Here is a 20723-nt window from a genome sequence, read left to right on the forward strand (position 1 = left end):
AACCGGGGCGGTGTCTACGCCCCGGTTTTCTTAAATCCACTCCTGCCGCTTGACGGAGTTCTCATGGCACTAACCTGGCTGCTGCTCATTTTGCTGGCGATTGCTGTTCTTGGCTATTTTGCGGGCCGGTCCCGCGCGATGGCCAGCGCGGACGGAAACCTGCGCAATCTGCACTCACTTCCATCCTATTACGGCTATAACGTTGCTTTGACGGCGCTGATACCGGGGTTCGTTTTGCTGGTCATCTGGTTGCTGGCGCAGCCCTTGATCGTCAGCAATTCTGCCTCTGGGTTGCTGCCGGACTCGGCAATCCCCGAGGGGTCGACCCGCGGCTTGCTGATGAGCGAAGTGCGCCGGGTCGCCAACGGCCTGGACGGCGCGGTTGCCGCAGGCACCATGACCGAAGACTTTGCCCGCAGCGCGCATGAGGATTTTGCCGATGTGACCGCGCGACTGAAAGAGGCTGGCCAGATCATTACGCAAGAGGTAACCGCACCCATTCTGCTGGCGGCGCAGAAATATCGCTCGATGAGCGCAAGCGGAACCATTGCGATGCAGATCGCGGTTTTGGTTGTGACGCTGATCGGGGCCTCATTTGCCTATATCCGCACTCATAAAGAATTTCGCGCCCGAAATGTTGTCGAACAAGGCATTCTGGCGCTGCTGCTGCTGGCCGCTTCGATCGCAGTTCTGACCACAGTCGGCATCGTCCTGTCCATGTTTTTTGAAACGATGAATTTCTTCGAACTTCATTCGTGGAAAGACTTTTTCTTTGGAAGCACCTGGGCCCCGAACTTCCGGGGCGGAAGTGAACTGTCGATCCTCCCACTGCTGTGGGGGACTTTGTATATTTCTCTGATCGCGTTGCTGGTTGCGGTTCCGATTGGGCTGTACGCTGCGATCTATCTTTCCGAATATGCCTCGAGCGTGGCAAGGTCTGTGGCCAAGCCTTTGCTGGAAATCCTCGCCGGTATCCCAACCATCGTTTACGGTCTTTTCGCGCTGCTGACGGTCGGTCCGGCACTGGTATCTGTGTTCGGGCAGGGGGGAGCTTTGGGCGTTGGTTGGATGGCCAGTTCGAATGCTGTACTCACGGCGGGTCTGGTCATGGGCATCATGCTCATCCCGTTCGTGTCGTCACTTTCTGACGACATCATCAACGCGGTGCCCCAGTCGATGCGAGACGGATCGCTAGGCCTAGGCGCAACGCATTCCGAAACTGTCAGACAGGTCGTCCTGCCGGCAGCTTTGCCCGGGATCGTAGGGGCAATCTTGTTGGCCGCCAGCCGCGCAATCGGTGAGACGATGATTGTCGTGATGGCCGCCGGTGCGATTGCCAAATTCTCGGGAAACCCTTTCGAAGCCATGACCACAATCACCACTAGGATCGTCAGCCAGCTGACCGGGGATACTGATTTCGCAAGCCCGGAGACTCTTGTGGCCTTTGCCCTGGGTCTGACCCTGTTCATCATCACGCTGGGGCTGAACATCTTCGCCCTCTATATCGTGCGCAAATACCGGGAGCAGTATGAATGACTGACATGTCCCAAAAACAAGACGCAGCACCTGCCGCTAAACACAAAGGGGCTTCGCTGTTCAATCAGGACACGCGAACCAAGCGTCGCAATGCGGCCGAATCCCGGTTCAAAATGTACGGGATCGCGGCCATTGGTGTCGGTCTTGTGATGTTGATCGTGTTGGTGACCAATATCGTCACCTCCGGTACCGGCGCCTTTCAGCAAAGCTTTCTTGAGCTGACGGTTGAGCTGAAGGAAGACAAGCTCGACAAAAAGGGCAACCGTGACATCGCGGATATCAGCAAGGTTTCGACCTTCGGATACGCGCCTTTGATCGCCTCCGCACTGGAGGTTGAGGTGCAGAAACTGGGCATCCAGTCCGATCTGTCGCCCAAAGAGATGGGGCAAATCCTTTCCAAATCCGCACAGGCGGACCTGCGTAATTACGTCATCTCGAACCCGGATGAGATCGGTGCGTCGGTCAGCTTCCGCTTTTTGGTGAACAGCCGCGTTGATGGCTATCTGAAGGGCCGTGTGACACGCCATTCCATCGCAAATGACAAAAGCATCTCTGTCGCACAGCTGGATTTCGTGGATCAGTTGCGTGCTGCTGGTGTGCTGTACAAGGCGTTCAACCCTGACTTTATCTTCGGGGCGGACGCCTCCGATCAGCGGCCCGAGGCTGCCGGGATCGGAGTATCCATGCTGGGTTCTCTGTTCATGATGCTGGTCGTGTTGGCGCTGGCCCTACCGATCGGGGTTGCCGCCTCGATCTATCTGGAAGAATTCGCGCCTCAGAACCGGTTTACCGATATCATCGAGGTGAACATCTCGAATCTGGCGGCCGTTCCTTCGATTGTATTTGGTATTCTGGGCTTGGCCGTGTTCATCAATTATATGCATTTACCGACCTCTGCGCCGCTGGTTGGTGGTCTGGTTCTGACGCTGATGACGCTGCCAACAATTATCATTTCGACCCGAGCATCACTCAAGGCGGTGCCGCCGTCGATCCGGGACGCTGCGTTGGGGGTAGGGGCCTCGAAAATGCAGGCGGTGTTCCACCATGTGCTGCCGCTTGCGGCACCCGGCATCCTGACGGGCACCATCATTGGTCTGGCACAGGCGCTTGGCGAAACCGCTCCGCTGCTGCTGATCGGGATGGTGGGCTTTATCGCCTCGAACCCGCCCGACGGGATTGTCGAGGGCTTTCTGTCACCAAACTCGGCCATGCCCGCACAGATTTACGAGTGGTCCAAGCGCGCGGACCCGGCCTTTTACGAGCGCGCATGGGGGGGCATCATCATCCTGCTGCTTTTCCTTGTCACTATGAATGCAATCGCAGTTATCCTGCGCCGCCGCTTTGAACGCCGCTGGTAAATGGGGGCCATTATGAACGATATGACACGAGTGGAGAGAACCGTGGACGCCAAAGACATCAAGATCGCCGCGAACAAGGTTCAGGTTTATTACGGTGAAAATCACGCCATCAAAGACGTCGACGTCAGGATCGAAGACAAGACCGTTACCGCCTTTATTGGTCCCTCGGGTTGCGGAAAATCCACCTTCCTGCGCTGCCTGAACCGGATGAACGACACGATCGACATCTGCCGTGTCGAGGGCGATATCCTGCTGGATGGCGAAGATATCTATGACAAACGCGTCGACCCGGTTCAACTGCGTGCCAAGGTTGGTATGGTGTTTCAGAAACCGAACCCGTTTCCCAAGTCGATCTATGACAATGTGGCCTACGGCCCGCGTATCCACGGGTTGGCCAGAAACAAAGCTGAACTGGACGAGATTGTTGAGAAATCACTGCGCCGCGGCGCCATCTGGGATGAGGTCAAAGACCGTCTTGACGCGCCTGGAACCGGCCTGTCCGGCGGTCAGCAACAGCGCTTGTGCATCGCCCGTGCGGTGGCTACGGAACCTGAGGTCCTGCTGATGGACGAGCCGTGCTCGGCCCTTGATCCGATTGCGACTGCGCAGGTCGAGGAACTGATCGACGAATTGCGGTCGCGATACTCGGTGGTGATCGTTACCCACTCGATGCAGCAGGCCGCTCGCGTCAGCCAGAAGACCGCGTTTTTCCATTTGGGCAACCTTGTCGAGTTTGGTGAAACCGGACAGATTTTCACCAACCCCGAAGATCCCCGCACCGAAAGCTACATCACCGGCCGTATCGGCTGAACATAGGTATTCAGAGATGACAGAACAACATATCGCATCCGCCTTCGACCGGGATCTGGAAGCCATTCAGGCGCATATCATGAAAATGGGCGGCCTCGTCGAAGCCGCAATCATGAGCGCGGCACGGTCGCTTGAATCGCGCGATGTCGAGCTCGCGCAAGAGGTGCGTCAGGGCGACAAGGCCATTGATGCGTTGGAAGAGCTGATCAACGAAGAAACGGCGCGTTTGATCGCGCTGCGTGCGCCAACAGCAAGCGATCTTCGTCTGGTCCTATCGGTATTGAAGGTTTCCGCCAACCTGGAACGTATCGGCGACTATTCAAAGAACATAGCCAAACGCACGACCGTTCTGGTCAATACCAGTGAGATCAATGGCAGTGCCGCCGCCTTGCGACGTATGGCACGTGAGGTCGAGCGGATGCTCAGGGACGCTTTGGACGCCTATGTCCAGCGCGACGCTGAGCTGGCGGCGGATGTCATCGAACGTGATGAGGAAGTCGACCAGATGTATAATGGTCTGTTCCGAGAATTCCTGACTTTCATGGCAGAAGACCCGCGCAACATCTCATCCTGTATGCACCTGCATTTCATCGCCAAGAATATAGAACGTATGGGCGATCATGTGACGGCCATTGCCGAGCAGGTCGTCTATCTGGTGACCGGAGAGCGCCCGACAGAAGCGCGTCCCAAAGCCGATTTTACATCGCAATCCGTCTAGGAGATTTGAGAATGTCCGCTGATCAACCGACCGTTCTGGTTGTCGAGGATGAGCCGGCTCAGCGCGAAGTTCTGGCCTACAATCTCGAGGCAGAAGGCTTTCGCGTTTCCAAAGCAGCCAATGGTGAAGAGGCCATGTTGCTGGTCGATGAAGACAGTCCGGACATTATCGTACTGGACTGGATGATGCCCAATCTCAGCGGGATCGAGGTTTGCCGCCGGCTGAAAACCCGCTCCGACACCCGGTCGATCCCAATTATCATGCTGTCGGCCCGGTCGGAAGAAATCGACAAAGTACGAGGTCTGGAAACCGGGGCTGATGACTATGTGGTCAAACCCTATTCGATTGTCGAGCTTATGGCCCGGGTACGCACCCAGTTGCGGCGTGTCCGGCCTGCGACTGTAGGAATTAGGCTGGAATTCGCAGACATCGTTTTGGATTCTGAAACTCATAAGGTCAGCCGCGACAACAAACCACTAAAGCTTGGCCCAACCGAATTTCGCTTGCTGAGCACATTCATGGAAAAGCCGGGCCGCGTCTGGAGCCGAGAACAGCTATTGGATCGCGTCTGGGGGCGGGATATTTATGTCGATACACGAACGGTCGACGTTCATATCGGCCGCTTACGCAAAGCACTAACGCAGTATGGTGGAGATGATCCGGTTCGCACTGTTCGCGGTGCGGGATACGCGCTGGGTTGAACGCGTGGGGTAGGCGGCTGCAAGCTATGAGTTTTACTCAAGGGTGGATGCGAAACTCTTACTGTTTTTTGGCGGGCCGACGGGTTAGTTTGCCGCGAAGCTGACAAAGCGGAGACGCACCATGAATGCCCCTGACACCAAGCCGACATTACGCGCCAAAGATGCGCCTGACATGGGCCAGTTCGCCTGGGATGATCCGTTCCGCCTGTCAGACCAGCTAGACGAAGACGAACGTATGATTGCGGCCAGTGCGCAAGCCTATGCGCAGGAAAAGCTTCAGCCGCGGGTGACAGAAGCATTTCAGAACGAAGAAACTGACCCCGAGATTTTTCGTGAAATGGGTGAAATGGGTCTGCTGGGCACTACGATCCCGGAAGAATACGGCGGGCTAGGGGGCGGATATGTCTCTTACGGCCTTGTCGCCCGAGAAGTGGAACGCGTGGATTCGGGCTATCGCTCGATGATGTCTGTACAAAGCTCGTTGGTGATGTATCCGATCTATGCCTATGGCAGCGAGGAGCAGCGCCGGAAATACCTTCCGAAACTGGCCAGCGGCGAATGGATCGGATGTTTTGGTCTGACCGAACCTGATGCGGGCTCTGATCCGGCAGGTATGAAAACGCGTGCGGAAAAGATCGACGGTGGATATCGTCTATCTGGCAGCAAGATGTGGATATCGAACGCCCCGATTGCGGATGTGTTTGTCGTTTGGGCCAAATCTGATGCACATGACGGAAAGATCCGTGGCTTTGTCCTTGAAAAAGGCCTCAAAGGTTTGAGCGCGCCGAAAATCCAGAACAAGCTGAGCCTACGCGCCTCGATCACCGGTGAAATTGTGCTGGAGGGTGTCGAAGTCACCGAGGATGCTTTGTTGCCTCATGTTCAAGGCCTGAAAGGCCCGTTTGGATGTCTTAACCGCGCACGCTACGGAATCAGCTGGGGTGTTATGGGCGCTGCCGAAAGCTGTTGGCATGCGGCACGCCAATATGGGTTGGACCGGAAACAATTTGACAAGCCATTGGCGCAGACGCAGCTTTTCCAGCGCAAATTGGCGGATATGCAAACAGAAATTGCTCTGGGTCTTCAGGCAAGCCTGCGTGTCGGGCGACTGATGGACAAGGCCGAAGCCGCGCCCGAGATGATATCGATCATTAAGCGCAACAATTGCGGCAAAGCCCTGGATATTTCACGTCATGCGCGTGACATGCACGGCGGCAACGGCATTTCGCTAGAGTTTCAGGTCATCCGACATATGGTGAACCTAGAAACGGTCAACACCTACGAGGGGACGCATGATGTTCACGCGTTGATCCTGGGGCGTGCACAGACGGGATTGCAGGCGTTTTACTAAGTTTCCAGAATTCGTGTAATTGGTATTATGTTAAATAATACCAATGCGCTTGGGAAACTTTTCAAATCCTCACAATACCTTACGATCTGTTCCTGACACCTACTGCATCATGAGGATCAAATGGAATTGAACGGAAAGATCGTTGTTGTGACCGGTGCCGCGGATGGCATCGGAAAAGGATTGGCACAGCGATTTGCTCGCGAAGGTGCTACGGTTGTCTGCGCTGATATCAACAAAACCGGCGCAGACGCTGTCGCAAAAGAGATTGGCGGCCATTCATTCCATTGTGATGTTTCGCTTGAGGCTAATACCGCCGAGTTGATCGAAGCCGTAGAAAGCGCGGTTGGCCCTATCGATCTGTATTGTGCAAATGCCGGGATATTGACGATTGGTGGCTTGGAGGTTCCGGATGAAGACTGGGATCGTATCTGGAAAATCAACGTGATGTCCCATGTTTGGACCGCGCGGCATTTGGTGCCCAGAATGCTGGAGCGTGGCGAAGGCTACATTATGACCACGGCGTCTGCTGCGGGATTGCTGAACCAGCCAGGTGCCGCGCCATACGGCGTCACAAAGCACGCAGCCGTTGGGTTTGCTGAATGGTTGTCGCTTACATACGGGCATAAAGGTTTGCGGGTCTCGGTACTTTGCCCACAGGCCGTACGGTCCGATATGACGCGCGGGCACGAAACTTCCGTGGCTTCGATTGACGGAATGTTGGAACCTGAAGATGTTGCCGAGGCTTGCGTAAAGGCAATATCTTCTGAGCAATTTCTGGTACTGCCGCATCCACAGGTTCTGGACTACATTCGCCATAAATCCGGAGATTATGACAGGTGGATTTCAGGAATGCAGAAGTTAAATCAAATGTTTATTGAAGAGACTTAACTTTTGTTCTGAGGGCGCCTCATCAGGCCTTCCTGGGCAACTGATGCGACCAGAACGCCATCTTCGGAATAGATTGATCCACGGTTGAAGTTGCGCCCTCGCCCGCCCCATGGCGAATCCATGGAATACAGATGCCAATTCTCGAACTTGAGCGGCGCGTGAAACCAAATCGCATGGTCCAGGCTGGCGCCGTTCACTTCACCAGTAAACCAACTTAGGCCGTGCGGGCGCATGCCCGAGCTCATGAGATACATATCTGAAGCATAGGCCAGCAACAGATGCTGCGTGACCGCATCGGCATTGGCCGCGGCGCCCATTCGGAACCAAATCTGGTTGCGGTCATCCGATTTCTCTGGGTTGAAAGGATCCAGATGGCCGACCTCGCGGACTTCGATCGGGCGCTCGCGTGTTAGTTCTCCGCGAAAGCTGGGCGGTACTTTGTCCAGATATTTCTTCTTGAGCTCTGATCGCGATGGGTAGGAATCGGGCGTTTCCATCTCAGGCATGTCGTGCTGATGATCCCAACCTTCGTCCTGAATGTGGAATGAGGCGGACATGTTTAAAATCTGCTTACCATGCTGAATTGCAACCACACGGCGCGTCGTGAAGGAACCTCCGTCACGGGCCCTATCAACTTGATAAATTACGGGAATGCTTGGGTCGCCTGGGCGGATGAAATAGGCGTGCAGGGAATGACATAGGCGGTTGTCGACGGTGCGATATGCGGCGGCTAGTGCTTGTGCGATGACCTGACCGCCGAAAATCCGCATAGGTGTTTCGCCGCCCGACCCTGTTCCCCGAAACAGGTCCACTTCCAGTCTTTCAACGTCCAGAAGATCCAGAAGAACTCTCTCTGCTTCGGTCATATGCGGTACTCCGATTAATCTTGGCGAATGGGTATCAGCGCGCCGAATGTCATTCAATGATTGACCCGAGGGTGAGCGCCTTCAATTCTGCGCGGGAGGGATAAGAGCTGGATGGTGACAGTTGGGTGAAAAAGATCGCTGTAAAATCGTTCTGACGATCAACCCAAAAGAAGGTCGATGCCATACCACCCCAGCTGAAATCCCCCATGCTGCCCGGAACACAGGTTCTGCCGGGGTTAATGACGACAGCGCCACCAAGGCCAAAGCCCATGCCCTCCATGGGTTGTTCCGCAAAACTCTGCGGTCCCATCGAGGCAATATCGCCGGGTAAGTGGTTGTGAAGCATGAATTCTACAGTTTTTGGTGCCAGAATCTGTTGATCACCGAACCTTCCGCGATTTCGGAGCATCTCTGAAAATCTAGCAAAGTCATCAATGGTTGAAACCAACCCTCCGCCCCCAGAGTACATTGTTGCCGATTCAAAGGGCGATGCGTCGGCATTGTCGACCAGACGCAATGTCTGCTCACCCGTACGGGCTTCGTTTAGCGCCATCGCATTGCCCGCCAAAGGCGTATAGAGAGAGGCAAACCGATCCCCCGCTCCCGCCGGAACCCTGAACCCGGTCTGAGGCATACCAAGAGGTTTGAAAATCTCTTCCGCAAGGAAATGCTCCAAAGATTGGCCAGAAAGAACTTCTATCACACGACCAATAACGTCTATCCCCACCGAATATTCCCATCGTGTTCCCGGCTGAAAGGCGAAAGGCAAAGTGGACAGCAAAGATACTCTTTCGGCCAAAGACCCTTCTTTAGGGCCGAAAACAAGATCAAGTTCGTCCATTGCCGCAGCCAGGATGCCGGGGTTGAAAGGATAGCTCAGGCCACTTGTATGGGTCAGCAGCTGATGAAGCGTTGGTGCAGGTGCAGGTTCGGTCTGATCCAACCTTGTGGCGCCGGGTACCAGCGCCTGTGTTGCGGTGAAATCAGATATATATTCAGACACTTGAGCGCCGAGGTGAACCTCACCGCGTTCGACAAGGATCATCAGGGCCGCAGTGGTTATCGGCTTGGTCATCGAATAGATGCGAACGAGGGTATCCCGCTCGAATGGCAGATTGTTCTCAACGCTTCTAAGCCCGCAGGAATGAAACAGAACCTCCCTGCCCTGATGCATCATCAAGAATGAGCTTCCGGCATATTTGCGATCATCCACATAGGATTGCATCCAATCGCAAATACGATCTAGCCGGGCTTGTTCGAACTTCATCTGTGTGTGCTCAACTTTGAGAAATTAACGTATCTTTCCCGGATATTGCGGGGTTAAGCGGAAAAAGGACAGCTAAATCACCTCAATCCAACGATGTCCCTGTACGCCAGAAGGGTTTTGCCTGCTAATGTGGTCGCAGATAGATTCGTGTCCGGTTCGGCTCTCGCCTAATGGAGGAGAAATATGCCGCAACATATAGAATTTGTTTATGATTTTTGCAGTCCGAACGCCTTCCTCGCGCAGAAGATGATATCTGATATCGCTGCAAAGCACGAAGTCGGTGTTACATATGTTCCGGTTCTGCTGGCCACTGTTTTCAAAGCCACCAATAACCAAAGCCCGTTTAAGGCTTTTTCAGAGAACCGGCAGAAGACGGCCTATTTGACCCGCGATCTCCATCGCTTTGCGCGTCACCGTGGGTTGAGCTTTCATATGAGCCCACATTTCCCGATGAACACCAAATTCGCCATGCGCGGGGCTTTGGTAGCATCCGGTAAATCATGGGAAAACAAATATATATCGTCCATATTTGATGCTATTTGGGTGCACGGCCAAAAAGTGGATGATCTGGGTGTCCTTTGCGACATTCTTCAGGATAACGGCTTGCCTATACGAAAACTGCGCGAGGCCATGACCAATCTGAACGTAAAGCAAAACCTGAAAAACCAAACCAAGGCTATGGTCAAGCGGGGTGTTTTCGGTGTCCCCAGCATGTTTGTAGATACTGAGATGTTCTTTGGCAAAAACAGCCTGGCCAACCTTGAGCTTGAATTGTCGAGATTTCATACGCCCTAGGTGGTTTCATCCTCAGCCCAATGCAGTCAGCCCTCGTTGTGCAAACTTAGGAACGTAACTACCAAAGATCTGAGCTCTTTTCGGATCAGAGGCGTTTCCGTCAAGCGCCCGCTTATAAACACCCTGTAAGATCGCGGCCATTCGGAAGAAATTGAACGCCAGATAGAACCCAAAGTTATCAATTCCGGGAAGGTCGCGGCGCTCGCAGTATTGATCAATGAAAGCCTGATCGGATGGCAGGCCGAGCGAGGACCGGTCTATGCCAGCCAGACCCCGCCCCTCTTTTCCAGGTGGCATCTGCCATTGCATGATAACGGCTGCGAGATCGGCAAAGGGATGCCCGATTGTCGACAATTCCCAATCCAGTACGCCCAGACAGCGTGTGCCCTGCTTTTCGAACATCAGATTATCGATGCGGTAATCGCCGTGAACCAGCGTTCTCTGACCATCATCCTTGGGGGTTGCGTTGGTCAAAGCCTCGATCAAGGTATCCATATCCGGAATCTGAGTGGTTTCGGACGCCCGAAATTGTTTTGTCCACCGCCCGATCTGACGCTCAAAATAGCTTCCCGGCGGGCCATAGTCGGACAGGCCAACAGAATCGATATCGACCTTATGCAGCGCCGCCAGAACGCGGTTCATCTCGTCGATAATTGCCGTGCGGGTTTCGGTTCTTTCGCCAAGCATTGTGGGTTCAAGAAACGTCCTGCCTTCGAGATGCTCCATCACATAAAACGCCGACCCGATGACGTCATCATCCTCGCAAAGCAGCAGCATTTTGGGTACAGGCACATCGCTTTCGGCCAGAGCACTTTGAACCCTGAACTCGCGGTCAACGGCATGGGCGGATTTCAGCAACACTCCCGGCGGCTTGCGGCGCAGGACATAGGAATTCTCAGGCGTTTTTAACTCAAAAGTTGGGTTTGATTGGCCAACCTCGAATTTTTTCGCCTCCAACGGACCCCGATATCCTTTGAGATGCGTGCCGAGATAGGCATCGACGCGTTTCAGATCCAGAATTGCGCTGTCCATTTTGTGGCTCCCTTTGGCCGATGCTTCAGAGTGCTTCAGCAAAGATGTTGCCGGCGGTGACAACATTGATTCCGCCCGAAACCGGGATCACCGCGCCGGTGACATAGCTGCCGCCCAGACCGCACAGGAACAGCATACAGCCTGCGATATCCTCGTCACGTCCAACGCGACCCAAGGGCACGGATTTGCCGACTTTCTTGCGCGTCCCTTCGTCAGATGTGGCAAATGCCGTCATCCGAGAGACAAAGGGTCCAGGTGCCAGCGCATTGACGGTGATGTGATGCGGAGCAAGTTCTTTGGCCATGATTTTGGTTAGATGCAGCACAGCCGCCTTTGAGGCAGAGTAGCTATACGCACCGTCGCCCATAGGAACTTCGCCCATAACCGATCCAACATTGACGATGCGGGATGGATCTTCGGCAGTCCCGGAAGACATCAGAATCGGCAACAGTTTTTGGGTCAGTTCGAATATTCCTGTCACATTGATCGACATGACTTTTTCCCAGGCTTCGTAGGGAAACTGACCCATCGGTGCGCCCCAGGAAACACCGGCATTGTTCATGAGGATATCCAGCCGGTCCGTGCGCTTGAGCACTTCGGCCACCAGATTGCCGACACCCTCTTTTGATCCGACATCACCGGCAAACCCTTCGGCGGTTCCTGTGGCGCCCAGTGCGTTCAATTCGGCCGCGACCGCCTCGCACGCGTCACCTTTACGAGATGCCAACAGTACACGTGCACCCGCCCGGACCAGCGCCTCGGCCGCCATTCGGCCAATTCCGGTGGCCCCACCCGTGACCAGAGCGGTTTTGCCCTGCAATGAGAAAAGAGTTTCGGGGGTCATGACCTGCTCCTCGGTTTTTGATTTTGGCAAACTGTCTCATTTGTCGGTCAAGAGTAACGCCTAACCCGGTTGTGCCGGGTGGTTTCTTGACAACTCAGAACAGTAGGCCAAAAGTTCCTCCTTACCGAATAACAGGGACATTAGCGTAAACATGCAAGCCTTACTCAGCGTCGCTCCGGGCGGGCCGGAGACATTGGAACTGACCACCCTGCCCGATCCGTCGCCGGGCAAGGGCGAATTGCTTGTTCGCGTGCGGGCCGCAGGCGTTAATTTCCCGGATACACTGATGATACGCGACCTGTATCAGATAAAGCCACCAAGACCGTTTGCCCCCGGAGGTGAGATTGCTGGCGAGGTTATCGGGTTGGGCGAAGGTGTTTCGGGCTTTAACGTTGGCGACCGTGTGCTGGCCCTGACCGGACACGGAGGTTTTGCCACACATCTGGCGGTCAAAGCGGCGACAGCTGTTAAATTCCCGAGCTCAATGCCATTTGAGGACGCGGCGAGCTTTATCTTCACCTATGGCACCTCATATCACGCACTGAAGGACCGCGCTGCGCTGCAACAAAGGGAAACGGTCCTGATTCTGGGTGCCGCAGGCGGAGTTGGTACGGCTGCGATTGAGCTAGCCAATGCCATGGGGGCTAGGGTTATTGCGGCAGTCTCATCGCAGGACAAAGCAGATTTCTGTCGTCAGATCGGGGCGGACGAAACGATCATTTACGCGCGCGACATGGACAAACAGGCGCAGAAGGCCTTTGGATCGGACATCAAGGCCTTAGCCGGTAGTCAGGGCGTTGATGTCGTCTACGATGCCGTTGGCGGTGCCTATTCAGAGCCAGCGCTGCGCAGCTTGGGGTGGAAGGGGCGATTCCTGGTCATCGGTTTCCCAGCCGGAATCCCTCAGATACCATTGAACCTCCCTCTGCTTAAGGGTTGTCAAATTGTCGGTGTTTTCTGGGGCGCCTCGGTGTTTCGCGACCCGAAGGGACATGGCAAAAACATGGAAGATTTGTTCGGGTTATACGCCAAAGGGCAGATCAAACCACAGATCAGTGCGCTATTCCCTCTGGATCAAGCCCAAAAGGCGCTAGACCTTCTGGCCAGCCGAAAGGCCCTTGGGAAAATTGTCGTGACCATGGCATAGCCAGCCAATCTCTGAAACTTCAGCCTCGTGTCCTATAGGCCGCGGTTCTGACGCATGATCCAGGTTCGGTGGACATCTCTACCTGTTCACGTTTAAGAACCTTGTTATGGGGACAGTATAACAATGCATAAAGCTCTTATTCTGAATGGTCCGAACCTCAATCTGCTGGGCACGCGACAGCCCGAGGTTTACGGAAGCACAACGCTGCAAATGGTCGAGGATATGTGCCTCGACCACGGTAAGTCTATCGGGATGGAAGTGACTCATTTCCAATCCAACCACGAAGGCGCGTTGATTGATGCCATTCATGCCGCCAAAGGTGTGCAGGACGGCATTGTTTTGAACGCAGGTGCCTATACGCACAGCTCGATTGCCCTGATGGACGCAATCGCCTCGGTTGAGCTGCCGGTCATCGAGGTTCATTTGTCCAATATCCACGCGCGTGAGGAGTTTCGACACCGATCCTATATCTCACGTGTGGCTGTAGGCATGATTTGCGGATTGGGTCCGCAGGGATATGTGCTGGCGCTGGATGCGTTGCGGTTCCATTTACAGGGTGAATGATCGCTATGAAGCTTTCTGAGTATCTGAATTTCCTCAGCTATACCAAAACCCTGGAAGAGCTCTGGGATGCCCATTGCCGGCAAATGGCAGAATATGGGTTCGATCGTTTGCTGTACGGATATACGCGATATCGCACCGAAACGTCGCTGGGGGATCCCGAGGATTTTGTAATCCTGACCAATCACAGCAAAGATTACCTGGATGGGTTTCTGGGAGGCGGGTTGTATTTCCATGCTCCAATGCTGAAATGGGCTTTGCATAATGAAGGGGCCGCAAGCTGGAGGATCGCCCAGGATCTGATGACTGATGGCACCCTGACCGCAAAAGAGCGAGACGTCATCGAGTTCAACAAAACCAAAGGTGTCGTCGCCGGCTATACGGTCAGTTTCGACTCGGTTTCGGTTCGGTCAAAAGGGGCAATTTCGCTTTCAGCGCATGGATCGCGTACACAAGACGATGTGGATGCTGTCTGGGAGGAATTTGGCCAGGATATTCTTCTGATGAACAACGTTGCTCATCTGAAAATCCTCACCCTGCCCTATAACGCACCAAATCGTGCCCTGACAAAACGTCAGCGTGAGGCGCTTGAGTGGGTCGGCGACGGCAAAACAACTCAGGACATTGCGATTCTGATGGGGCTGACTTCGGCCACTGTCGAAAAGCATCTGCGTCTGGCGCGCGAGGCCCTCGTGGTCGAGACAACGGCGCAGGCAGTTTTGAAAGCATCTCTTCAAAATCAGATGTTCATCGTTGGGGTTTGACTCAGGGAGTGACGCGAATATGCGTCAATTTACCTAGGGTAAGGAAAACATGACTTTCCGAATCTAACGCTAAAGTTGCAAAGTGGTATTGTTCCGTGAGTGGTGGCTTTAGCCTGGGAACATTTGGTCGGATCTTTGCAATAACAAAGCTCTCCGATCGCTCTGACAATAGGGCGCCTATTTGTCCGCGTCTCTTTGTCGGAATTTTGGGGGGCCTCGTCCATCCCCATCTTTGCGGGGCCCCTCATTTAAACTAGGTTTAACTTGTGGACGCTTTCGGCGTCCTTTTTCGTTTCTTGGCATCATTTCTACACTAAGGGCAAAGAAAAACCGGATACGCATGGCGTACCCGGTTTCTCAGATTGATACAGGCCCTGTTCAGGGCCTGTGATGCTTAGCCCTGAACTGCTTTTGCAACTTCAGCGGCAAAGTCTTCTTTTTCGACAACGATGCCTTCGCCAACTTCCAGACGCACGAATCCGGTGACGGTCGCGCCTGCTTCTTTGGCAGCGGCCTCAACGGTCAGGTCAGGGTTTACAACGAACTGCTGGTTCAACAGGGTCGATTCAGCGACGAACTTCTTCATGCGACCAACGATCATCTTTTCGATGACCTGCTCCGGCTTGCCGGATTCGCGCGCGATGTCCATCTGGACCTGCTTTTCTTTCTCGACGATCGCCGGGTCCATGTCTGCCTCGGACAGAGCTGCCGGGTTCACAGCCGCGATATGCATCGCAATCTGCTTGCCGATGGCTTCGTCACCGCCGGTCAGAGCGACCAGAACGCCGATCTTGCCCATGCCGTTAGTGGCTGCGTTATGGACGTAAGATACAACAGTGTCGCCCGACAGTTTGGACATACGGCGCACCGACATGTTCTCACCGATGGTGGCGATCTTGTCGGTCAGCGTTTCCGCAACGGTTTTGCCACCCAGATCAGCTGCCAGCAGAGCTTCGACATTGTCGACGCCTTCTGCGGCATATGCGATTTTACCAACCATTTCCTGGAATTCGGCGTTTTTCCCGACGAAGTCGGTTTCCGAGTTCACTTCAACTGCAACACCATTGTTGCCGTTTACGTGAACGGCAACCAGACCTTCCGCCGCGGTACGACCCGATTTCTTGGCCGCTTTGGCCAAGCCTTTGGTGCGCAGCCAATCAACGGCTTCGTCCATGTTGCCGCCGGTTTCGGTCAGCGCTTTTTTCGCGTCCATCATGCCTGCGCCAGTGGTGTCGCGCAGTTCTTTTACCATTGCTGCTGTGATTGCCATCTTTTGGCTCTCCTCAATTCAAACGGAATTGGGGCAGGTCATACCCTGCCCCAGATGTCATTTACGTGACGGGCAGCTTACGCTTCGGCAGGTGTTTCTGCTGCTGCGGGTGCTTCTTCCGCAACGACTTCTTCAACCGGTGCTTCTTCGAATGCGCCAAGATCAACGCCTGCTGCACCCATCTGAGCGGTCATACCGTCCAGAGCGGCACGTGCTGCCAGATCGCAGTACAGCGAGATCGCGCGGGCTGCGTCATCGTTGCCAGGGATGATGTAATCGACACCATCGGGCGAGCAGTTGGTGTCGACAACTGCCACGACCGGGATACCCAGCTTGTTGGCTTCGGCGATGGCCAGTGCTTCTTTTTTGACGTCGATGACGAACAGCAGGTCCGGGACGCCGCCCATTTCGCGGATACCGCCCAACGAAGCCTGCAGTTTGCCCTGGTCACGTTCCATGCCCAGACGCTCTTTCTTGGTCAGGCCTTCGGCGCCCGATTCCATGGCTTCGTCAATCTGGTTCAGACGGTTGATCGACTGGGAAACGGTTTTCCAGTTGGTCAGCGTGCCGCCCAGCCAACGGTGGTTCATGTAGTACTGGGCTGACTTTTCAGCTGCTTCGGCGATTGGGCCTGCGGCCTGACGCTTGGTGCCTACGAACAGAATGCGGCCGCCCTTGGCAACAGTGTCACGAACAGCCTGCAGAGCCTGGTCCAGCATCGGAACGGTCTGGGTCAGGTCCATGATGTGGATGCCATTGCGCGAGCCGTAGATAAACGGGCCCATGCGGGGATTCCAACGCTGTGTCTGGTGACCAAAGTGAACGCCAGCTTCCAACAGCTGACGCATGGAGAACTCGGGAAGAGCCATGCTTTATTTCCTTTTTCCGGTTTACGCCTCGGCGGGGGTGAAAGAAGCGGATGCTCCAACCGGCGGGCCAGATAAGGATGTCTCCCTTATAAAGCCCAAACCCCGCCTGCGGGTTTGAATGGCGCGCGTATACGGCAGGTTTTCAGGCAGTGCAAGGGCCAATCGCCCTATTTTTCAAGCCGCGCAAGGCTGTGCGCCTGACGCACGGTATCTTCGCAATAGGCGGCCAGGGCCTTTCGGTTCTCAAAGTCGCTGACCTTGGCTGGCGAATGATAAATTAGCTCTACGCCACCTTGGCGACGTGCTCCCAAAGTCTTTAACAGATGCGGTGCAAAATCCATGTCACCCCACCAGCCATAAAACCGGTCAGGCTCACCCTTAGGTGCATGGTAAACGACCGACACCGGTTGAACATACATGAAATCGCGTAGATCTTCGGTGAAGAATGCCGCAAAAAGTGTTGTTTTAAATGGTAAAATCCGTAGACCGTCGGTCGACGTACCCTCTGGAAAAAACAGCAGCTTGTGACCGGCTGTCAGGCGCTCCTGAAACAGAAGTGTCTGTTCGCGTGCCTTCTTGCGGTCGCGCTCGATGAAAACAGTACCTGTCGCTCGCGCCAGCCAGCCTATACCGGGCCATTTGGCTACCTCGGCCTTCGAGACAAAATAGATTCTTTTACGGGCATTCAGCGCAAAAATATCAAGCCACGAGGAATGGTTCGCAACAACCGCACCACGCTGGGTCATAAGCTCGCCGGTTGTACGGTAGCTAATCCCGAGAATCCGGAACGCATTACGGCATACGAACTGCGTGATGAAGGGCGTGACCGGACGGTGAACCCCATAGAGCGGGCGCTCGATCATGCGAAGGATCAGCAGGACAATCAGCCCGCTGAATACAAATACAGCAAGTGGTAAACCCCGAAGGAAGACCAATAGCCATCCGCAGACCCCCAGATTGATTGGGTCAGGTGCGTCTTCACTGTGCCATGAGGCGTCACTCATCACGTTACGCTCCACCATAGATGCGCCGTTGTCGCTCATTCATCCGCGCCGTGTCGAGGATAAGGCAAACATCGGTGGTATTGAACATATGGTCGATAAAGGCACCCTCGCCCACAAACCCGCCGAGACGCAGGTATGCTTTTATCAGTGCTGGAACCTGCACCATCGCTGCGCGCCGATCCAGTTTATCGCTATCCAGCATATCCATGGGCTGGAACACTTCGGGCTGAGCCCGAACCCGAAGGTCCGGAGGCGCAAGGTGATTGTGATGTAACATGGACAAAGGCTGAGCCAGAGCTTGAGGATCGGTGCCGTGGAAACTGGCGACGCCGAACAAGACCTCGATCTCGCGCTCGGCAACATAGGCGGCCAACCCGTTCCACAGGTGATACATTGCTGTGCCGCCGCGATAATCGGGATGTAGACATGAACGTCCCAACTCCAACAGCTTGCGTCCGCCTTGTTTCAAGATGGAAAGATCGTATTCATCTTCGGAATAGAACTGTCCGATTTCAGAAGCACGATCACCTGGTAACAGCCTGTAAACGCCAACAACTTTGCCAGATTGATCGTCAACCGCCAACATGTGATCGAAATAGGGATCGAACCTGTCACGCTCCAGCCCGGCATCGTGGTCGACCATTTCCCCACCGCCGCCCAGTTCACGTATGAACACGTCATAGCGTAACCGCTGTGCAGCCCGCAATTCGGTGTCATTTTCGGCGAGTTTGACGGTGAAAGAAGGGCCTGCGTCCGGCATCAGAGGTTCCGTATTGTTTCCGCGCTGATACCGCAGGTTTCAGGGGAATGGCAACATAGAGCGCTTCGATCAAACGTTAACCTTTCTTAAACCAGTTTCACGGATCAAAGACCGGCATCAGGGCGATGCGTGTCCCGTCGATTACCACTTTTCCCTGCTCGCGGAAGTTTACGGTGATCTTACCTGCGATGTTGGATTGTACCTGTCCAATGCCCCAATCGGGGAAATCGGGGTGGCGGACATACATGCCCGGTGCGAGAATGGCATTCAGATCTGTCATCAAGGGGCTCCGGTCCGGCGGCAGATACAGCAGGAGGTACGCATGAGCGACTTGGACGTCAACCTGGCCGAACTGATCGGCTCGCGGATCTGCCACGATCTGATCAGCCCGATCGGGGCGATCACCAACGGCTTGGAGCTGCTTGAAATGGTTGGCGCGGTGCAAGGCCCCGAGATGGAACTGATCGCGGGAAGTGTCGGCAGCGCCGGCGCACGCATCCGCTTTTTCAGGGTCGCTTTTGGGTCGGCCAGCGATCATCCCCTTGGGCGGGCCGAGGTTTTAGAGCTGTTGAATGATGTCGAACGCGCAGGTCGTGTTCGCGTCAACTGGAACCTGACCGAAGCGGTACCGCGTAATCAGGTGAAACTGGCCTTTCTGGCGTTGATGTGCTGCGAAAGCGCGATGCCATTTGGCGGGGATGTAACGATCGTAAACGACGGGAAGAACTGGTCTGTGACAGGGACCGCGGACAAATTGAAGCTGGAAACCGAGCTATGGAAGAACCTGCCCAGCGGACGGTTTACCAACAAGGTCACCCCGGCGCAGGTTCAATTTGCGCTGCTGCCTGAATCCGCATCGTCGATGGGACGGCGGGTCGCGACCGATACGGCCTCAACCCGCGTCGAAATCCGGTTCTAAGACCGAACAGTCCCTGAACCGCGCACCAGATACTGAAAACTGGTCAGTTGAGCCGCCCCTACGGGGCCGCGCGCGTGCATCTTTCCGGTGGCGATGCCAATCTCGGCCCCCATGCCAAACTCACCGCCATCGGCGAATTGGGTTGAGGCGTTATGCATCAGGATCGCGCTATCAAGCCGTTCAAAGAACCGGGCGGCTGCAGCGTGATCCTCGGTCATGATGCAATCGGTATGGTTCGACCCAAACCTGCGGATATGAGCAATGGCGGCGTCGATATCAGTCACCGGCTTGGCCGCGATGATACTATCCAGAAACTCTTTGCCCCAATCATCAGAAGTGGCCGCGATAGTGCCATCAACGGCCAAAGTACCTTCGGCGTGTACTTCGACACCTGCGGCCAGAAGCGCCGATATGACATCCCGTCCCAGCGTTTCAGCGATATCCTGATGGATCAGCAGACATTCGGCAGCACCGCAGATTCCGGTACGACGGGTTTTGGCGTTCAAAACCACCTCCAGCGTCTTTTGGGGGTCAGCGGCCTTGTCGATATAGATATGCACAATGCCTTCCAGATGGGCAAATACCGGGACCCGGGCCTCGCGCTGGACTAGCCCGACCAGCCCTTTGCCCCCACGGGGAACGATCACGTCGACATAATCGGTCATGGTCAGGAGTTCCTGAACCGCCGCCCGGTCGCGGGTTGGGATAAGCTGAACGGCATCCTCGGGCAGGTTCGCCGATTTCAAGCCCTGAACCAAACAGGCATGGATGGCTGTCGAGGAATGGAAACCCTCTGATCCGCCACGCAGGATGACCGCGTTCCCGGATTTCAGGCACAACGCTCCCGCATCCGCCGTAACATTTGGGCGGCTCTCATAAATCACGCCGATAACCCCCAAAGGTGTCCGCACACGCTGGATGTTCAACCCCGAGGGCATGTCCCATTCGGTCAGAACCTCACCAACAGGATCGGCCTGCTCTGCAACGGCGCGCAGCCCGTCGACCATGCCCTGAATGCGGGTCTCATCCAGCATCAGGCGATCCATCATCGCCGGGCTCAACCCTTTGTCGCGCCCGAATTCCATATCTTTCTTATTGGCCGCAATGATCTGTTCACGATTGGCCCAAACAGCCTCGGCGGCCCCAATCAGGGCAGCATGTTTACGCTCGGCGCTTGCAAATGCCAGCTCGGCAGCGGCGGCCTTGGCGCGTTTCCCAAGATCGGTCATCAGGTCGGGGATGCTGTCGAAATCCTTCATCTCA

Annotated in this window: 22 protein-coding genes; 12 read left to right on the plus strand and 10 right to left on the minus strand. The window is 55.0% G+C overall.

Features of this window, described 5'->3' with window-relative positions:
- Positions 1-63: 63 nt before the first annotated feature.
- From pstC to AC2FLG_RS00625, 7 genes are all read left to right on the plus strand, one after another.
- Entirely contained in the window at positions 64-1536 is a 1473-nt protein-coding gene (gene pstC, locus AC2FLG_RS00595) for a phosphate ABC transporter permease subunit PstC (RefSeq protein ID WP_496695461.1), read from the plus strand.
- Positions 1533-2894: a phosphate ABC transporter permease PstA gene (gene pstA / locus AC2FLG_RS00600; RefSeq protein WP_496704600.1), complete on the plus strand. Its 1362-nt coding sequence runs from the start codon at positions 1533-1535 to the stop codon at positions 2892-2894. Before pstC ends, pstA begins: the two co-directional genes overlap by 4 nt.
- A 12-nt stretch (positions 2895-2906) precedes the next feature.
- Positions 2907-3704, plus strand: coding sequence for a phosphate ABC transporter ATP-binding protein PstB (gene pstB, locus AC2FLG_RS00605; protein WP_142633794.1), 798 nt, complete (start codon positions 2907-2909; stop codon positions 3702-3704).
- A gap of 16 nt (positions 3705-3720) precedes the next feature.
- Positions 3721-4422, plus strand: coding sequence for a phosphate signaling complex protein PhoU (gene phoU / locus AC2FLG_RS00610; protein ID WP_271947126.1), 702 nt, complete (start codon positions 3721-3723; stop codon positions 4420-4422).
- Between the two features lie 11 nt (positions 4423-4433).
- Complete coding sequence (gene phoB / locus AC2FLG_RS00615) at positions 4434-5123, plus strand: phosphate regulon transcriptional regulator PhoB (RefSeq protein ID WP_496704602.1); 690 nt, start codon at positions 4434-4436, stop codon at positions 5121-5123.
- Positions 5124-5244: 121 nt separating this feature from the next.
- Positions 5245-6474, plus strand: coding sequence for an acyl-CoA dehydrogenase (locus AC2FLG_RS00620; protein ID WP_281972097.1), 1230 nt, complete (start codon positions 5245-5247; stop codon positions 6472-6474).
- Between the two features lie 120 nt (positions 6475-6594).
- The gene (locus AC2FLG_RS00625; protein WP_496704603.1) at positions 6595-7362 is read left to right on the plus strand and encodes an SDR family oxidoreductase; all 768 of its coding nucleotides are present in this window, start codon (positions 6595-6597) and stop codon (positions 7360-7362) included.
- On the opposite strand, the gene AC2FLG_RS00630 is transcribed toward AC2FLG_RS00625, so the two are convergent.
- Positions 7359-8228, minus strand: coding sequence for an acyl-CoA thioesterase (locus AC2FLG_RS00630; protein ID WP_496704605.1), 870 nt, complete (start codon positions 8226-8228; stop codon positions 7359-7361). The genes AC2FLG_RS00625 and AC2FLG_RS00630 overlap by 4 nt on opposite strands.
- A 49-nt stretch (positions 8229-8277) precedes the next feature.
- Entirely contained in the window at positions 8278-9495 is a 1218-nt protein-coding gene (locus AC2FLG_RS00635; protein WP_496704606.1) for a serine hydrolase domain-containing protein, read from the minus strand.
- Between the two features lie 183 nt (positions 9496-9678).
- On the opposite strand from AC2FLG_RS00635, the gene AC2FLG_RS00640 reads away from it, so the two are divergent.
- Entirely contained in the window at positions 9679-10290 is a 612-nt protein-coding gene (locus AC2FLG_RS00640; protein ID WP_496695450.1) for a 2-hydroxychromene-2-carboxylate isomerase, read from the plus strand.
- A 12-nt stretch (positions 10291-10302) separates the two neighbouring features.
- Here the strand turns inward: AC2FLG_RS00640 and AC2FLG_RS00645 are convergent, their stop codons facing one another.
- Together AC2FLG_RS00645 and AC2FLG_RS00650 are read right to left on the minus strand one after the other, a co-directional pair.
- The gene (locus tag AC2FLG_RS00645; RefSeq protein WP_496704607.1) at positions 10303-11322 is read right to left on the minus strand and encodes a phosphotransferase family protein; all 1020 of its coding nucleotides are present in this window, start codon (positions 11320-11322) and stop codon (positions 10303-10305) included.
- A gap of 25 nt (positions 11323-11347) precedes the next feature.
- A complete protein-coding gene (locus AC2FLG_RS00650; RefSeq protein ID WP_271947112.1) occupies positions 11348-12166 on the minus strand; it encodes an SDR family NAD(P)-dependent oxidoreductase in 819 nt (272 codons plus the stop codon).
- A gap of 151 nt (positions 12167-12317) precedes the next feature.
- On the opposite strand from AC2FLG_RS00650, the gene AC2FLG_RS00655 reads away from it, so the two are divergent.
- The 3 genes from AC2FLG_RS00655 to AC2FLG_RS00665 all read left to right on the plus strand — a co-directional run bounded on the left by AC2FLG_RS00655 (position 12318) and on the right by AC2FLG_RS00665 (position 14638).
- Positions 12318-13313, plus strand: a complete 996-nt coding sequence (locus tag AC2FLG_RS00655; RefSeq protein ID WP_496704609.1) for an NADPH:quinone oxidoreductase family protein — start codon at positions 12318-12320, stop codon at positions 13311-13313.
- A gap of 123 nt (positions 13314-13436) precedes the next feature.
- A complete protein-coding gene (aroQ, locus tag AC2FLG_RS00660; RefSeq protein ID WP_496701019.1) occupies positions 13437-13877 on the plus strand; it encodes a type II 3-dehydroquinate dehydratase in 441 nt (146 codons plus the stop codon).
- Between the two features lie 5 nt (positions 13878-13882).
- Complete coding sequence (locus tag AC2FLG_RS00665; protein WP_142633818.1) at positions 13883-14638, plus strand: LuxR family transcriptional regulator; 756 nt, start codon at positions 13883-13885, stop codon at positions 14636-14638.
- Positions 14639-15032: 394 nt separating this feature from the next.
- Here the strand turns inward: AC2FLG_RS00665 and tsf are convergent, their stop codons facing one another.
- From tsf to AC2FLG_RS00690, 5 genes are all read right to left on the minus strand, one after another.
- Positions 15033-15908, minus strand: a complete 876-nt coding sequence (tsf, locus tag AC2FLG_RS00670; protein WP_142633819.1) for a translation elongation factor Ts — start codon at positions 15906-15908, stop codon at positions 15033-15035.
- A gap of 77 nt (positions 15909-15985) precedes the next feature.
- Positions 15986-16777 carry a 30S ribosomal protein S2 gene (gene rpsB / locus AC2FLG_RS00675; RefSeq protein WP_142633821.1) on the minus strand — a complete coding sequence of 264 codons (792 nt, stop codon included), beginning with the start codon at positions 16775-16777 and terminating at the stop codon, positions 15986-15988.
- A 167-nt stretch (positions 16778-16944) separates the two neighbouring features.
- Entirely contained in the window at positions 16945-17781 is an 837-nt protein-coding gene (olsA, locus tag AC2FLG_RS00680; RefSeq protein ID WP_271948058.1) for a lyso-ornithine lipid O-acyltransferase, read from the minus strand.
- Between the two features lie 4 nt (positions 17782-17785).
- Entirely contained in the window at positions 17786-18541 is a 756-nt protein-coding gene (gene olsB, locus AC2FLG_RS00685) for an L-ornithine N(alpha)-acyltransferase (protein ID WP_496688091.1), read from the minus strand.
- A 97-nt stretch (positions 18542-18638) separates the two neighbouring features.
- Positions 18639-18821: a DUF3553 domain-containing protein gene (locus AC2FLG_RS00690; protein ID WP_271947102.1), complete on the minus strand. Its 183-nt coding sequence runs from the start codon at positions 18819-18821 to the stop codon at positions 18639-18641.
- Between the two features lie 42 nt (positions 18822-18863).
- On the opposite strand from AC2FLG_RS00690, the gene AC2FLG_RS00695 reads away from it, so the two are divergent.
- Positions 18864-19460, plus strand: a complete 597-nt coding sequence (locus AC2FLG_RS00695; protein ID WP_496704611.1) for a histidine phosphotransferase family protein — start codon at positions 18864-18866, stop codon at positions 19458-19460.
- Here AC2FLG_RS00695 and AC2FLG_RS00700 read toward each other — a convergent pair.
- Positions 19457-20719, minus strand: coding sequence for a glutamate-5-semialdehyde dehydrogenase (locus tag AC2FLG_RS00700; protein ID WP_496704613.1), 1263 nt, complete (start codon positions 20717-20719; stop codon positions 19457-19459). The genes AC2FLG_RS00695 and AC2FLG_RS00700 overlap by 4 nt on opposite strands.
- Positions 20720-20723 lie beyond the last annotated feature (4 nt).

The organism is Ruegeria sp. CDSA193 (assembly GCF_059611885.1).

Coding starts and splice junctions, on each gene's coding strand:
- pstC (WP_496695461.1), top strand. CDS start 64: ATGGCACTAACCTGGCTGCTGCTCATTTTGCTGGCGATTGCTGTTCTT.
- pstA (WP_496704600.1), top strand. CDS start 1,533: ATGACTGACATGTCCCAAAAACAAGACGCAGCACCTGCCGCTAAACAC.
- pstB (WP_142633794.1), top strand. CDS start 2,907: ATGAACGATATGACACGAGTGGAGAGAACCGTGGACGCCAAAGACATC.
- phoU (WP_271947126.1), top strand. CDS start 3,721: ATGACAGAACAACATATCGCATCCGCCTTCGACCGGGATCTGGAAGCC.
- phoB (WP_496704602.1), top strand. CDS start 4,434: ATGTCCGCTGATCAACCGACCGTTCTGGTTGTCGAGGATGAGCCGGCT.
- AC2FLG_RS00620 (WP_281972097.1), top strand. CDS start 5,245: ATGAATGCCCCTGACACCAAGCCGACATTACGCGCCAAAGATGCGCCT.
- AC2FLG_RS00625 (WP_496704603.1), top strand. CDS start 6,595: ATGGAATTGAACGGAAAGATCGTTGTTGTGACCGGTGCCGCGGATGGC.
- AC2FLG_RS00630 (WP_496704605.1), bottom strand. CDS start 8,228: ATGACCGAAGCAGAGAGAGTTCTTCTGGATCTTCTGGACGTTGAAAGA.
- AC2FLG_RS00635 (WP_496704606.1), bottom strand. CDS start 9,495: ATGAAGTTCGAACAAGCCCGGCTAGATCGTATTTGCGATTGGATGCAA.
- AC2FLG_RS00640 (WP_496695450.1), top strand. CDS start 9,679: ATGCCGCAACATATAGAATTTGTTTATGATTTTTGCAGTCCGAACGCC.
- AC2FLG_RS00645 (WP_496704607.1), bottom strand. CDS start 11,322: ATGGACAGCGCAATTCTGGATCTGAAACGCGTCGATGCCTATCTCGGC.
- AC2FLG_RS00650 (WP_271947112.1), bottom strand. CDS start 12,166: ATGACCCCCGAAACTCTTTTCTCATTGCAGGGCAAAACCGCTCTGGTC.
- AC2FLG_RS00655 (WP_496704609.1), top strand. CDS start 12,318: ATGCAAGCCTTACTCAGCGTCGCTCCGGGCGGGCCGGAGACATTGGAA.
- aroQ (WP_496701019.1), top strand. CDS start 13,437: ATGCATAAAGCTCTTATTCTGAATGGTCCGAACCTCAATCTGCTGGGC.
- AC2FLG_RS00665 (WP_142633818.1), top strand. CDS start 13,883: ATGAAGCTTTCTGAGTATCTGAATTTCCTCAGCTATACCAAAACCCTG.
- tsf (WP_142633819.1), bottom strand. CDS start 15,908: ATGGCAATCACAGCAGCAATGGTAAAAGAACTGCGCGACACCACTGGC.
- rpsB (WP_142633821.1), bottom strand. CDS start 16,777: ATGGCTCTTCCCGAGTTCTCCATGCGTCAGCTGTTGGAAGCTGGCGTT.
- olsA (WP_271948058.1), bottom strand. CDS start 17,781: ATGAGTGACGCCTCATGGCACAGTGAAGACGCACCTGACCCAATCAAT.
- olsB (WP_496688091.1), bottom strand. CDS start 18,541: ATGCCGGACGCAGGCCCTTCTTTCACCGTCAAACTCGCCGAAAATGAC.
- AC2FLG_RS00690 (WP_271947102.1), bottom strand. CDS start 18,821: ATGACAGATCTGAATGCCATTCTCGCACCGGGCATGTATGTCCGCCAC.
- AC2FLG_RS00695 (WP_496704611.1), top strand. CDS start 18,864: ATGAGCGACTTGGACGTCAACCTGGCCGAACTGATCGGCTCGCGGATC.
- AC2FLG_RS00700 (WP_496704613.1), bottom strand. CDS start 20,719: ATGAAGGATTTCGACAGCATCCCCGACCTGATGACCGATCTTGGGAAA.